Annotated in this window: 13 protein-coding genes; 11 read left to right on the top strand and 2 right to left on the bottom strand. The window is 35.5% G+C overall.

Annotated elements, in window-relative coordinates; genetic code table 11:
• Positions 1 to 85 precede the first annotated feature (85 nt).
• From ACW9XH_RS07520 to ACW9XH_RS07490, 7 genes are all read left to right on the top strand, one after another.
• The gene (locus tag ACW9XH_RS07520; protein WP_457760046.1) at positions 86 to 724 is read left to right on the top strand and encodes a hypothetical protein; all 639 of its coding nucleotides are present in this window, start codon (positions 86 to 88) and stop codon (positions 722 to 724) included.
• 450 nt (positions 725 to 1174) lie between these two features.
• The gene (locus ACW9XH_RS07515; protein ID WP_457760045.1) at positions 1175 to 1780 is read left to right on the top strand and encodes a nitroreductase family protein; all 606 of its coding nucleotides are present in this window, start codon (positions 1175 to 1177) and stop codon (positions 1778 to 1780) included.
• Positions 1781 to 1795: 15 nt separating this feature from the next.
• A complete protein-coding gene (locus ACW9XH_RS07510) occupies positions 1796 to 2122 on the top strand; it encodes a hypothetical protein (RefSeq protein WP_457760044.1) in 327 nt (108 codons plus the stop codon).
• Between the two features lie 9 nt (positions 2123 to 2131).
• Complete coding sequence (locus ACW9XH_RS07505) at positions 2132 to 2803, top strand: uracil-DNA glycosylase (protein ID WP_457760043.1); 672 nt, start codon at positions 2132 to 2134, stop codon at positions 2801 to 2803.
• A 58-nt stretch (positions 2804 to 2861) separates the two neighbouring features.
• Positions 2862 to 4322, top strand: coding sequence for an ATP-binding protein (locus tag ACW9XH_RS07500; protein WP_457760042.1), 1461 nt, complete (start codon positions 2862 to 2864; stop codon positions 4320 to 4322).
• A 613-nt stretch (positions 4323 to 4935) separates the two neighbouring features.
• On the top strand, positions 4936 to 6312 hold the full coding sequence (locus ACW9XH_RS07495; protein WP_457760041.1) for a PQQ-dependent sugar dehydrogenase: 1377 nt from the start codon (positions 4936 to 4938) through the stop codon (positions 6310 to 6312).
• Positions 6313 to 6522: 210 nt separating this feature from the next.
• Positions 6523 to 7314: a DUF72 domain-containing protein gene (locus ACW9XH_RS07490; RefSeq protein ID WP_457760040.1), complete on the top strand. Its 792-nt coding sequence runs from the start codon at positions 6523 to 6525 to the stop codon at positions 7312 to 7314.
• Between the two features lie 19 nt (positions 7315 to 7333).
• Here ACW9XH_RS07490 and ACW9XH_RS07485 read toward each other — a convergent pair whose 3' ends face one another.
• On the bottom strand, positions 7334 to 7876 hold the full coding sequence (locus tag ACW9XH_RS07485) for a DedA family protein (RefSeq protein ID WP_457760039.1): 543 nt from the start codon (positions 7874 to 7876) through the stop codon (positions 7334 to 7336).
• A gap of 78 nt (positions 7877 to 7954) precedes the next feature.
• Positions 7955 to 8905, bottom strand: a complete 951-nt coding sequence (locus ACW9XH_RS07480) for an MDR/zinc-dependent alcohol dehydrogenase-like family protein (RefSeq protein WP_457760038.1) — start codon at positions 8903 to 8905, stop codon at positions 7955 to 7957.
• An 85-nt stretch (positions 8906 to 8990) separates the two neighbouring features.
• Here ACW9XH_RS07480 and ACW9XH_RS07475 point away from each other — a divergent pair, with 85 nt between their 5' ends.
• The 4 genes from ACW9XH_RS07475 to ACW9XH_RS07460 form a co-directional block, all read left to right on the top strand.
• Positions 8991 to 9356, top strand: a complete 366-nt coding sequence (locus ACW9XH_RS07475; RefSeq protein ID WP_457760037.1) for a VOC family protein — start codon at positions 8991 to 8993, stop codon at positions 9354 to 9356.
• 41 nt (positions 9357 to 9397) lie between these two features.
• Entirely contained in the window at positions 9398 to 9817 is a 420-nt protein-coding gene (locus ACW9XH_RS07470; RefSeq protein ID WP_457760036.1) for an archease, read from the top strand.
• Between the two features lie 79 nt (positions 9818 to 9896).
• Positions 9897 to 11522 (top strand): Ig domain-containing protein, encoded by a 1626-nt coding sequence (locus tag ACW9XH_RS07465; RefSeq protein ID WP_457760035.1) that lies wholly within the window; start codon positions 9897 to 9899, stop codon positions 11520 to 11522.
• A gap of 74 nt (positions 11523 to 11596) precedes the next feature.
• On the top strand, positions 11597 to 14084 hold a 2488-nt coding region (locus tag ACW9XH_RS07460), incomplete at its 3' end, for a fibronectin type III domain-containing protein (RefSeq protein WP_457760034.1).

Here is a 14084-nt window from a genome sequence, read left to right as displayed (position 1 = left end):
ATTTGGCACTAGAATGATTTGTTGGTGCTGATTATATGCAATTGCACCTAATGTATATCATGATCTTTGCAGGATTGAAATAATTTTGAGAGAGAAATTAGAGCCTCTAGTTGTTTTTGGAATCATGGCAGGAGTGCTACTGCCTGCAAGATTACTCTTTGTAGAGTTTGTATCAGATAACTGGCTAGGATCAGTTGGGGTAATCTCTGCGATTTCAATTGCAATTATAATTTTAGCCAAGAAAGAGAAACTGGGATTCTTTGGTCCAATGTTTGAGAGACAGTTATACAAATTTCAAAAAGGCAAGCGTGGAATTATAATATTTGGCGAATCTGTATTTTTGCTATTGGTTTTAGGTTCGATGATATTTGCAATAGAGATGGGAAATACAGCATACTCTGATTACAAGACAGGCAACATCAAAAATGCATCAATGCCGCAAACAGAAGAGCAGATTATACACCAGGCAAAAGAACTCAAGGCAGAAGAGTGGTTTGCAGGATTTTTAATGATACCTGCTGCATTTCTAACACAGTTTCCCCTGATGAGTGCAACCATAGCATCAATTGATGAGACACTAGACGGATGGCTAATGCACTTTTACACAGTAGGTTTTGTAGAGTATGTAGAAATATTAGGAATATTGATCTTTTACAAAATATCACTACGCAGAAGAATTGCATCGCCAATTACATCTGCAATTTATGAAAAAGCCGCAGTATAAAATGAACAAAAGATAAGTGAGTAGTAATTTCTTTTATAGAAAAATTCCCAATCATGCCATGTTCACACAAGAAGATGATGATTTTGTTGAAAAACTATGCGATTGGGCATCTCAAGTAGGGATTAATCTTGATAGATACTATGAAGATTAGAAAAACCAAGACTAGTTCAATGAACTATCTATCATGCTTTTGATATAATTCTTTTAAAGATTACCACTTTTTGCAATGTCTTGACATTTTTTAAAGTGTATTTTTTGAACACACATTTTGTTAAGTAGAAAAATTACAAGATACATCATGAAATATATCGGAACAACTAAACTTGAGCACGGAATAGTAATGCACTATCAAAATAATTGTGGCAACATAGAGTCACATTTTATTGAAAATGATTCATAAAAAATGCAAGCGTGCAAAAAGTACATACGTAGAATGAATCAGCAAGGGACATGGATACATTTGATGCTATCAAAGAGCGTCGTTCTGTAAAGCATTATGATTCCAATCACAAACTCTCTGATGATGAGATAAACAAGTTAATGTCATTAGCAGTTTTATCTCCAACTTCATTTAACATGCAAAACTGGAGATTCATTCTAGTCAAAGATCCCAATATTAGAAAACAAATTCGTGCAGCAGCATGGGACCAAGCCCAAGTTACTGATTCATCATTGCTCATTGTAATTTGCGCCGATTTGAAATCATGGAATGATAATCCTTCTCAATACTGGATAAACGCACCAAAAGAAGCTCAAGACTTTCTAGTCTCTGCAATGGGGCCGTTTTACGAAGGAAAGGAGCAGTTGCAAAGAGATGAGGCAATGCGTTCTTGTGGAATTGCAGCTCAGACAATAATGCTCGCAGCAAAATCAGCGGGGTATGATTCAAACCCAATGATAGGATTTGATCCTGACAAGGTAGCAGAGATCATCAAACTTCCAGAGAACCACATAATATCCATGCTAATGGCAATAGGAAAGCAGACACAGCCTGCAATGCCAAGAGGAGGGCAATTACCACTTGAAAAAATTGTTTTTACGGACAAATTTTCATAAAATTAGTAATAGAGAATGGCAAAAACTCCCCTTTACAGTGACAAGCACATCATAATTTTTGAAGATAGATTACGCTTCAAATCCTGGGCACTGCCCTGGGGCAAAAAAGACGTAATGGTTTCCCACATCAAAAAAGTTTCAGAGAGAAAAATAGGATTGTTTTCAGGCAGATTGCGAGTATCAGGATCTGGCAACTTTAGAGATTGGTTTCATTTTGATGCTGCAAGACTGAGAAAAAGCAAAGCAATCGTTTTGGAAACAAATTATAAAATTTACAAAAGATTGTGGATCACCCCTGAGAGACACAGTGCCGCATTTAATATTTTAAAGAAACTTGTTTGATTTGAGACAATGGCTAATTCTAGTTTAAAATCAATTGGTACACTAAACAAAAAGATTGCAAGCTGCAAAAAATGTCCAAGACTATCAGAGTACATCAGAGATGTTGCAAAAAACAAAGTAAGAAGATTCAAAGAAGAAAAATATTATGGCAAGCCATTATCAGGGTTCGGAGATGTTAATGCAAAATTACTAATCGTCGGGTTAGCGCCAGCAGCTCATGGTGGAAACAGAACAGGCAGAATGTTTACAGGCGATTCATCAGGTGATTGGCTATTCAAAGTAATGCACAAGTATGGATTTGCATCAATTCCAACCAGTCAAACTGCAGATGATGGATTGATTTTAAAAAATGCATACATTACTGCAGCAGTAAGATGTGCACCACCGCAAAACAAACCAACAAGAGAAGAGATGGACACATGCTTTAGTTATTTAGAGCAGGAAAAAGAAATTCTAAAAAATATTACAATCATACTGTGTCTTGGAAAAATAGCGTATGATGCCACTTGTAAATTATACAAAGTCAAACCAGAAAAATTCGGTCATAACATATTATTCTCTTATGAGAATTTCAAAATTTTGACATCTTACCATCCATCAAAACAAAACACACAGACAGGCAGACTCAGCTGGAATCAGTGGTCTGCAGTGTTTGCAAAAGCCAAGAAATTGATAAAATAATCAATTTTTTAGATGATATACTTACATAGTAATTTTAAAAATATCAGATAAAGGGAAATTGCGAACTAGAACAATTACAATCATAGGATTTGCGATATTATTTTCAATTTTCATAACATCCAGTATTTTTCAGTGGCAATGCACCCAAGAGATGAAAGGAGTTTCAGAATACCACAGATTCATGAGCATTCCAGCCATTACAACACTAGGTGAAATAAAAATAAATTTTCAAAACATACACATCAATAGCATCCAAACAGTTCAGGGGGTTTCACTTGAGCATACAGATGAGAAACATGGCGCGTATGAAGAATTAAGAGAAAAGTACGATGATAGTGTTACAAAATATGATTCTCTGACATATTCTAAAAATTCAAGAGGAGAATTTTTGGCACCAGACATGATGCAGCAGAAAATGCAAGATTATATCAAAACATATCAAGAAATCATTCAGAAAAACGACATAGTTCTTGGGAAATTTCACAATAATGAGATTTCAGAAAGCGAAGCAGTATCAGGTTTAGCATCAATTGAAATAGAGTTTCACAAATTAATTGAAAAGAATTCAGAGATGGAGATTTTAGGAATCGAAGAGACCCAAAACAAAATCACATCAATTGAAGAGGAGATGCAGACAGTATTTCTCATATCCATTATAGTTTCAATAGTTTCCATAATTGTATTAATTATTGTAATGACACAGTTCGTATCAAAACCCATTTCAAATTTGGTAGAAGTGACAAGGGAGATCTTAAAGGGTGAATTCACTAACGTAACTAAAAATTCAAGCAACTCAGATGTAAATGATATCATGGTTGCATTGAATCAAATGTCAAAAGAACTTGAAAATTATAAATCAAAAATTTTAATGCAAGAAAAATTATCATCTATTGGCGAACTTGCATCTCGTCTTGCACATGATATCAAGAATCCATTAACTGTAATCAAAGTGACTTTAGATCTGCTAAAGGCCAAGAACCAAAATTTATCTGCTGAAGAAATTAAAAAATTTGAAAGAGTAGATGATGCAATGTATAGAATCACACATCAGATAGACAACGTGCTTGATTTTGTCAAGGGAAGACCAATGAAATTTGTAAAACACCCAATTAAAAAAATACTAGATTCTGTAATTGATGATTTGCCAAAATCAAATAAAATTAGTCTAGAGATTATTTCTGAAAATTTAGAAATAGCATGTGATTTTGAAGCAATGAAAGTAGCCTTGATTAATCTAATAATTAATGCCATGCAAGCAATAGAAGATGAAGGAAAGATCAAGATCACTTCAAAAATCAGAGAAGACAAAGTGATTATTCAGATTGAAGACAGCGGTCCTGGAGTTTCAAAAGAGATACTAGAAAAAATCTTCGACCCACTATACACTACAAAACAAGAAGGGACAGGATTAGGACTGGCAAGTTGTAAATCAATCATAGAACAACATCACGGAAAAATATCTGTGAAAAACAATCCCACTAGATTCATAATTGAACTTCCCATAAAGATTGAAGAATAAATGGAAGACAGAAGTTTTCTGCGGGTTATCCTTTACAATGCCAAGCAGTAAGCTTTGGCATGTAACACGACAATAGGATATTGTGCTTCGAATACCCCAATGTTCTGTCTTCATTATCATTAGATGATAATTGATAATAAAGCAGATCAACAAGATCATGTAAAGATGTATGTTTTTTATGATATATTCAAATGAATTTTAAGAATTCTCCTAGAACACTTTAAATTTTATTTTTACTCAGTATGCATGACGAGGACTATCATACCTGCTGAGATTCAGAGGAGAAACTTTGAGGAAGTGGGCAGATAGGAAAAAGGAAACACGAAAAAGATTCAAGTATCTAAAATTCGTCAGTTTTCTGCTACAACCTCGTTTCTTATTTGGTTTTAGATTCTAAACAAACGGATATACGAATTGTATTCCATCAAATATTGGATCATAATGGACTCTGCATATAACCAGAACGTAGAATTCATCAGTATGATCTAAATACTAAATTCACATTATCATATCAAGTTGGAGCTCTCACCAAATAACTAATCGTTGTTGGTCTTAAGTTCCATTTTTTCATAATCAGTCAAGCCTTAATTATAAATAAAATACATCTAAAATATTGAAAGAATTTGTTCTAGCGATATTATTTTTCATCATTCCCTTAGCATATGCCCAAGACTATCCAGAATATGGTGTAAGTGTTGAGACAGTTGCTGAAAATCTCACAATCCCATGGAGTATTAATTGGACACCTAATGGAGACATTTTATTTACTGAAAGAAATGGCAATCTAAGAATTATTCAAGATGGTCAATTGCTAGAAAAACCATTGCTATCACTGGATGTAGGTGGAGTTGAGGGAGGAATGCTAGGATTGGCAGTTGATCCTAATTTTGAGGAGAATAATTTCATCTACATCTATTATACTTACAATGAATTTTTAACAACTACAAACAAGCTTGTCAGATTTCAATTAACAGACAATACATTAACTGAAGAGAAAACATTGCTTGATGGAATTCCTGGAGGACCATTCCATGATGGAGGAAGAATTCAATTCGGACCAGATGGAAAACTTTACGTCACAACTGGTGAAGCAGCAAACCCATCTTTGGCCCAAGATCTAAATTCACTCGGAGGAAAAATTCTTAGAATTAATTCTGATGGAACAATTCCAGAAGATAATCCTTGGAAAGATTCTGCAATTTTTTCAATAGGGCATAGAAATCCTCAAGGGATAGACTGGGATGAATCAGGGAATATGGTTGCAACAGAGCATGGACCATCTGGATGGAGAGGGATAGCACATGACGAAATAAATGTAATAATTCCAGGCACAAACTATGGATGGCCTGACATTATTGGGGATGAAACCAAAGAAGGTTTGCAAAACCCTATTTTACATACAGGTGATGACACATGGGCTCCATCAGGTGTAGAGTTTTACTATGGAGATAAAATTCCAGACTGGACTGGAAAATATTTTGTTGCAACATTAAGGGGAAGTCACTTGCATGTAATCGATTTTGATTTGCAAAACAATACTGTTCTGCATCATGAAAAACTATTCCAAGATGAATTCGGACGATTACGAGATGTAGCAACAGGTCCTGACGGATACCTGTACATACTAACAAGCAATCAAGACGGAAGAGGATCACCCAGTTCTAATGACGATAGAATTCTCAGAATCATTCCATTAGATGGAATTGAGGATAAAGATACCACGATGATTCCAGATTGGGTAAGAAGCATTGCAAAATGGTGGTCTTTGACACAAATTTCAGATGATGATTTTGCAACAACATTGCAATATCTAATTGAAGAAAAAATCATTACCATCAATGAAGGAACTATTGCAGAGGGAGAATCAGAACCTAACTTGCCATCATGGTTAAGAAAAAATGCAGGGTGGTGGAGTCAAGGATTGTTATCTGATGATGAATTTGCAAAGAGCATTCAATGGATGATAAATAATGGATTTATCAAAAGATAGTTTTGATCGCATGCAATTAGCAGCATTTGAGATTTAGCATCTACTTTTTATCTCATAATTGCATATGGAATATAGAAAGCTGACACAATTTCCTATTGTCTGAATGCAGGTGATTGTTTACCGGTCTGAGCATACAGCAGGACTGCGTAAAGGTTATTCCGCGATAGTCAGCTTTCAAATTTTTAAAATGGAATCATTTGAAGAAGCATAGTGAATATCAAAATTGGTTGTACTGGATGGAGCTATCAAGGATGGTCCGGCACATTTTATCCAAGAAACCTAAAGAGTTCAGAATGGCTCAAATATTATTCTCAGATCTTTGAGATTACAGAAATAAACTCTACATTTTACAGGATTCCTGCACAAGAAATTGTTCGACGATGGAATGCAGACACTCCAAGACATTTTAGATTTACAGCAAAATTTCCATCAATTATTACGCATGAAAAGAGACTAGACAGGGCAAATTCAGAGGTTTTTTCATTCTTAGCATCACTGGCTCCAATTCATGAAAAGATTTCAGCACTAGTTTTGCAGCTGCCACCATCATTATCATTTGAAGAGGCAAAACCAAGACTGCAGGAATTATTTGAACTGCTTCCAGATGATTTTCTATATCCAATAGAAGGCAGACATGAATCGTGGTTTACAGAGGATGCGATTGCATATCTTAAACAGCATAAACACTGTCTTGTATGGAACGAAGTTTCCGGAGTGAACAATCCAATGCCAATCACATCAGACTATCTGTATGTCAGATTGATCGGTGATCGTTCCATTCCAGATTCAGAGTTTGGCAAAGTTACAAAAAATAAAGATGAATTGGTTGCAAGTTGGGCAAAAAAACTCCAAGGGATCAAAGACATTCCAAATGCAATGGTAATGGCAAACAATCACTTTGAAGGGTTTGGCCCTCACACTGCAAACTCTTTGAGGATGCAATTAGGAATGCGGGAATTGATTTGGGAAGAAAAGAAACAGAAAACTCTAGGCAGTTTTTAAAAACAGAAGTTTCTCATCACTAGGGAATGATCGTACTAGTGCTAAGACCGACAGCTTCGCCAAAATAATATCCAGATAAGATAGTTCCAGTAGACCAAACACATGAACCTGCAAAAGTGTATGCCACAAATTTTGGAATTCTCATTTTAAGTAATCCAGCAGGAACTGAGATCATCTCCCTCATCACAGGGACCATCCTTCCCAAAAATACTGCCTTGTCGCCATATTTTTCAAACCAAATTTCTACTCGTTCTAATTTTTTTTCATTCACTTTGACATATCTCAAGTAACGAAGTAAAACTACACGTCCTAGTTTTAATGCAATAAGATAGATTGCAGATGTTCCAATTGTTGCACCCATTCCCCCAAGTATGATCATCGGAATTAATCCCAGCAAAGTTATTCCTTGCTGTGATGCAAGAAATCCAGCTGTTGGAAATATTGCCAATGTGGGAATAGGCGGAATAATAGTCTCAAGCAATGCAGCTAGGAATATCCCTTCATAGAGATGATCGCCTAAGAATTCTGCAATCCATATCAAAAAAGAATCAAATGGTTCCATTTGCTTCTGAGAAAGAAATCACACTAAATTACCTTACGAGTAAAAACTACAACTCATCAGTCACATTTTATACAAAAATCAAGGCTTGAGAAAGACCTTCAAGGTATCAGGTTTCTTTGCATGCTTGATAGCTTCTGAAAACTTTTCCAATGGAAATGTAGAATCAATCATGGAATCAACTGAAACAATTCCAGATGCCAGTGCATCTATTGCAGGTTTGAATAGTCCGCAGCGAGAACCAATCAAGGTAATTTCATTGACAACTGTCGGAGTCAAGTCCAGATTTTCCCGTGATGCAATAGTTGATTTCAGTATTACAGTCCCACGAGGTTTTATCAATTTCATAGTGTCTGCAAATCCAGAATTACTTCCAGTAGCTTCTACTACCAAATCAAAAGATTGCTCATCAGATGGTTCAATGCCGATTTTAATTTTAACTCCACTATTTACCAAACTCTCAAGCTTACTTGCGTGTCTACCAAAGCATGTCAAATTGGGGCATGTCAATTTTAAAACCTGAATAATTAATTGAGCTAATCTCCCATCACCAACTACAGCTACACTCCATTGCGGTTGCAATATTACCTGCTCTTTAATCTCAAATGCAGCAGCTAACGGTTCAACAAATACAGCTTGCTCATCAGTCACACTATCAGGGATTACATGCAGATTTTTTTCTGGCAATGAAAGAAATTCAGCAAATGCGCCATCTCGTTTTAAAATTCCAAGTACTGTTCTGTTGGGACAATGTCTGGCCATTCCTCGCTCACAGGACTCACATGTCCCACATCCAGCATTGATCTCACCTACAACTCGTTTTCCAACCAAATCAGGGTTATCAGATTTCTCCACAGTTCCTACAAATTCATGACCCAAAATTCCATGATATGCCATATAGCCATCTAGAATTTCCAAGTCGGTTCCACAAATTCCAGCCAAATTTACTCTAACTAGTACCTCTCCAGGTTTTGGATCAGGATAGTCATCATGATAGATCATATTTTTTCCATCAAAGAAAGTTGCCTTCATAAAAAGATCAATGTTGCATTCTAATTTTAAAATACTGGAATTCTAAAAAATAAAAGCTTATTTCCAAATAATTTAATGATTATACATGCCAAGAATTTCTCATTTTGATATTCCAGTTGACGATCCAGAAAGGGCACAAAAGTTCTACGGCGATGTATTTGATTGGAAATTTGAGAAATGGGATGGACCAATGGATTACTGGATGGCAAAGACTGGAACAGAGGAACCAGGGATTGATGGAGGCCTCTCAAAAAGAATACCAGGACAGATGGGAATGACAAATACAATTAATGTTCCATCAATTGATGAATTTACAAAAAAAATCATTAAGAATGGAGGGCATTTGCTCATTCCAAAAATGGCAATTCTAAAAGTGGGATGGTTTGCACAATGTGCAGATACTGAAGGCAACATGTTTGGCATTATAGAATTAGATGAGAAAGCAAAATGAGACCAACTAAATTAATAATCAGATAGAATACAAATCTTCAATTGAGTTACAAGTTTTTAGATCACGCAACGGATGCCATTATCGAGGTTACAGCTAAAGATCTTAAAGAAGCATTTGCAGTAGCAGCTGAGGCAGAAATTAATCTAACACTAGACCAAGACAAGGTTGAAGAAAAAGGACAGATGAAGTTCTCAGCAAAAGGAAAAGACTTGCATTATCTTTTGTTTAGCTGGCTAGAAGAGATACCATTTATTCTAATTACTGAAGGATTTGCAATCAAAAGACTCGAATTTGATATTGAAGAAAATAACGGATATAAAATCAATGCAATAGCATATGGAGAGACATTAGATGTGAAAAAGCATAATTTCAAAGTAGAAATCAAGGCCCCAACATTTTACGATATGGAAATCAGAGAAAATGATGATGGCGTCTACATGCGATTCTTGTTAGATCTCTAAATATGGTGAATAATTCTTCTCAATTCTCTAGAACAAATTATACGTGTTTTTTAAAAGACTTGGCTGTAAAGACACTATCGTGAGAACAAATCTAGGACTGTTTGCAGTATTTTCATTAATTATTCTAATGATTGTACCTGCATATGCAAATGTTACATCTCTTTCATTTGAGAAGAGCTTTTACACAATTGATGAGAATTTTACAATTATTGGGACTCAAGACGGCAAAGAGATTGTTTATGTTATAATTCGTGATTCAAACGGAAATTACAAAGGAATGGTCTCAGACCCTACAACAACTCAGGGAGAATTTAGTTCGATTCCAAGAGGAGTTGATTTATTTTTTGATGTTGAAGGATTTTACAACGCTACAGCATTTACAGATACTCAAAAAGAAGTGAATGGTACATCAATATTATTAGAATTTGATGGAGATAAAGTATTTGAAGTTCCTGATGTTGTCTTAGAGCTAAATGGAATCTCAGATAAAACAGTAGAGGTTGAAAAGACAATTACATTTACAGCTAGTCTCATGGATAATTCAATTCAAAATGCAGTATATAGTTTAAAGAACGAGCCAACAGGTGCTACAATTGATTCAAGTACAGGGAAATTTGTTTGGACTCCATCAAAATCTCACGGAAATATTCAAGATGTAAGTTATAATTTTGACATCATAGTAAAAGCAGGAAGTCAGGAAGATAAAGAAAACATTACAATTACAGTAAAGCAAGCATATGTAGAACCAGTAAAAAATCCTAAACCTGAACCAAAAGCAGAGCCAGAACCAGTAGAAGAACCAAAAGAGTTAGGAATTGCATCCTTTGTCGATAAAACAAAAGATCCGCAGAGCTATGTTGACAGATACAATAACGAGGCAACCTACAAGAAATGGTTTGATGAGAACTTTGCAGAGTATGATTCCATTTATCAAGCAGTCGGATTAGAAGAGCCAGTTACATTAGCACCATTTGTTGATAAAACAAAAGATCCGCAGAGCTATGTTGACAGATACAACAATGAGGCAACCTACAAGAAATGGTTTGATGAGAACTTTGCAGAGTATGATTCCATTTATCAAGCAGTCGGATTAGAAGAGCCAGTTACATTAGCACCATTTGTTGATCCAAACTTGGATCCACAATACTATGTTGACAGGTACAACAAGGAAACAACCTACAAGAAATGGTTTGATGAGAACTTTGCAGAGTATGATTCCATTTATCAAGCAGTCGGATTAGAAGAGCCAGAAATTATTGAACAAGAATATGGAGAATGTGGGGAAGGAACTGATCTAGTTAATGGAATGTGTGTAATTGTAGATAATTCTGAAGGCGGTGGCTGTCTTATTGCTACTGCAACATATGGTTCTGAAATGGCACCACAAGTTCAATTCCTAAGAGAGATCAGAGACAACCAGTTGGTGAGTACTGAATCTGGAATGTCATTTATGAGCGGATTTAACCAACTGTACTATTCATTTTCACCAACAATTGCCGATTTGGAGAGAGAGAATCCTCTTTTCAAAGAAGCTGTGAAACTTTCAATCACACCACTGCTATCTTCACTATCTGTAATGTCATATGCAGAAACAGATTCTGAAGTGTTGGGATACGGAATTGGTGTGATATTGATGAATTTGGGAATGTATGTCGGAATACCGGCAATAATAATTTTCAAAACTAGAAAATATATCAAAATCTAAATTTTCAGATAGGGTAAACCTCAATTGATCTAATGGGTAGTGAAATTTATTATCTGATTATTTAACTTTGGATAATGAACACTAGTCATCCTTTGAAAAATAAAATAATTTTTAGTCTATTATTCACACTTTGTATCGTATCTATCCAATTTGCATATGCTGAGCCTGAATTTTCTTTTGAATTTGGCACATCTGGAACAGGAAACGGTCAGCTAAACAACCCTACAGATGTGATATTAGATAAAAACGGAAAAAACATCTACGTTGTAGATAGCAACAATGACAGAATTAGTGTCTTTGAGGATGATGGAGATTTTGATTTTAATTATGGAACGTTTTGTGACATTGCAGTAATTCAAAATTGTAATGATAATGCAGATGGGGCAGATGATGATGGAGACGGGCAATTTGAAAATCCAATCAGTATTGCAAGGGATGCATTAGGGAAATTTTTTGTAGTAGATTCTGATAATCAGCGAGTTCAAATCTTTGATGATGATGGAGAATTCCAATCAAAATTCGGTTCGTCAAATAGTGCATTGGATGAGTATCTGGGCTCTGCTAAAGGAATCGTAATTCAAGAATCAACAAGGGAAATTCTCGTCTCAAATATTGAAACAGATTCAATATCAGTGTTTGATTCAACAGGAGATTTTATGTTTGAATTTGATTCCTTTAATGGAAATGATGATTTTAAAAATCCAACAAATATGATCATTGATAATTCAAATCAAATTCTATATGTTTCAGATTCTGGAAACGACAGAATAGTAATTTTCGAACTAGTTACTGGCACTACTTGTCCTAGTGGAACAGATGAAGCAGTAGATGGAGTATGTTTTGTTGAAGAATTTGGAACTACGGGTACAGATGATGGAGAATTTGATGATCCAGCCGGACTTGCATATGATACAGCAAATGATTTGCTATATGTTGCAGATTCAGATAATGATAGAATTCAGGTGTTTGAGATAGTTGATGGAAACACTTGTCCTAGTGGAACAGACGAGATAATTAATGGAGTATGTTTTGTTGAAGAATTTGGCACATCTGGAACAGGGGATGGTCAATTTGACACACCTATTGGAATCGCACTTGATACAATTAATGATTTGTTGGTAGTTGCAGATTCAGATAATGATAGAATTCAAGTGTTTGAACTTAATTCGGGACCAGTAGTTTTACTTCCCAGCAAACCTGATAATCTTAAAGCATCACCTGTTTCTCCAACTTCAATAATACTTTCATGGTCAGAGCCAGACATGGCAGTAAATGTCCCTGCAATTACAGGTTACAAGATAGAATACAAAATTGGCTCAAATGATTACATTCCAATTACAGAAAACACAGCAAGTAAAACCACATCATTTATTCATCAAGGATTAGATTCAGATGAAACTTATTCTTATCGCGTCTACTCAATAAATTCAGCAGGTACAAGTGTTTCATCACCTGTTACATCAATTAAACCGCAACATACAACAACACCAACTGCATTAACTGCTACTGCAATTTCACCTAATCAAATCAAACTTTCTTGGTTGCCACCATCAGAAACATTTGGACAAACAATTAGTGGTTATAAAATTCTACGAGAAATTAATACGGGAATATATGATGATACTATAGGAAGTACAAATGCAGGAACTACAAAATTTACCGTATCTAATTTACAAACTGACAAGACATACACGTATGCAGTAAGTGCAAACATCGGATATGGTTCCACAGGTGAATCACCATCAGCATCAGCTACTCCACGAGAAGATTCAGTCAATGTAGTAGATGATCCAATTACATCAACTGCAGTTCAAATGGCAAAACCATCACCACCGATAAAATTAACTGCGTCAGTTGTTTCACCAACTCAAATTAACCTAGCATGGAGTCCTCCAGTAGAGGATGGAAATACTCCAATCACAGGTTACAAAGTCGAAGTAAAAAGGGACAGCAATCCTTACACAACACTAGTTGCAGATACAGAAAGTACTGGAAGAACATATTCTCATACGAATCTTATAACAAATTCAAAGTACACATACAAAGTTTCAGCAATCAATATTGTAGGAACAAGTAATACATCAAACGAATTTTCTGCTACTCCAAAGTCAACTAATATCGAAATCAGTCCATTAGGCAAGTTAAACATCGATGAAGGCAAATTATTGCTATTTACAGTCAAGCTTTTAGATAATTCAGTCAGTAATGTGGTGTTTAGTTTGGACAAGAACCCACCAGCAGGTGCTAAAATCATATCAAACACAGGAGTATTTTCATGGACACCAACAAGTTCTGATGGCGGAAAAACATACACCATAGATATCGTTGCAAAAAAAGACGGAATTGAGGATAGAGAAACAGTGACCATAACTGTAAACGATGCAATTACAAGTTCACAACCAGAACCAGTAGAAGAACCAAAAGAGTTAGGAATTGCATCCTTTGTTGATGAAACAAAAGATCCGCAGAGCTATGTTGACAGATACAACAACGAGGCAACCTACAAGAAATGGTTTGATGAGAACTTTGCAGAGTATGATTCCATCTATCAGGCAGTTGGAT

It is taken from the genome of Candidatus Nitrosopumilus sp. bin_32a (genome assembly GCF_054095935.1).
Note: the sequence above shows the minus strand (reverse complement) of the source record. Positions and strands in the feature narration are given on the sequence as shown.

What these genes read in the sequence shown, in the direction of transcription:
- ACW9XH_RS07505 (WP_457760043.1), top strand. Translation starts at nt 2,132, where the DNA reads ATGGCTAATTCTAGTTTAAAATCAATTGGTACACTAAACAAAAAGATT.
- ACW9XH_RS07515 (WP_457760045.1), top strand. Translation starts at nt 1,175, where the DNA reads ATGGATACATTTGATGCTATCAAAGAGCGTCGTTCTGTAAAGCATTAT.
- ACW9XH_RS07485 (WP_457760039.1), bottom strand. Translation starts at nt 7,876, where the DNA reads ATGGAACCATTTGATTCTTTTTTGATATGGATTGCAGAATTCTTAGGC.
- ACW9XH_RS07510 (WP_457760044.1), top strand. Translation starts at nt 1,796, where the DNA reads ATGGCAAAAACTCCCCTTTACAGTGACAAGCACATCATAATTTTTGAA.
- ACW9XH_RS07480 (WP_457760038.1), bottom strand. Translation starts at nt 8,905, where the DNA reads ATGAAGGCAACTTTCTTTGATGGAAAAAATATGATCTATCATGATGAC.
- ACW9XH_RS07475 (WP_457760037.1), top strand. Translation starts at nt 8,991, where the DNA reads ATGCCAAGAATTTCTCATTTTGATATTCCAGTTGACGATCCAGAAAGG.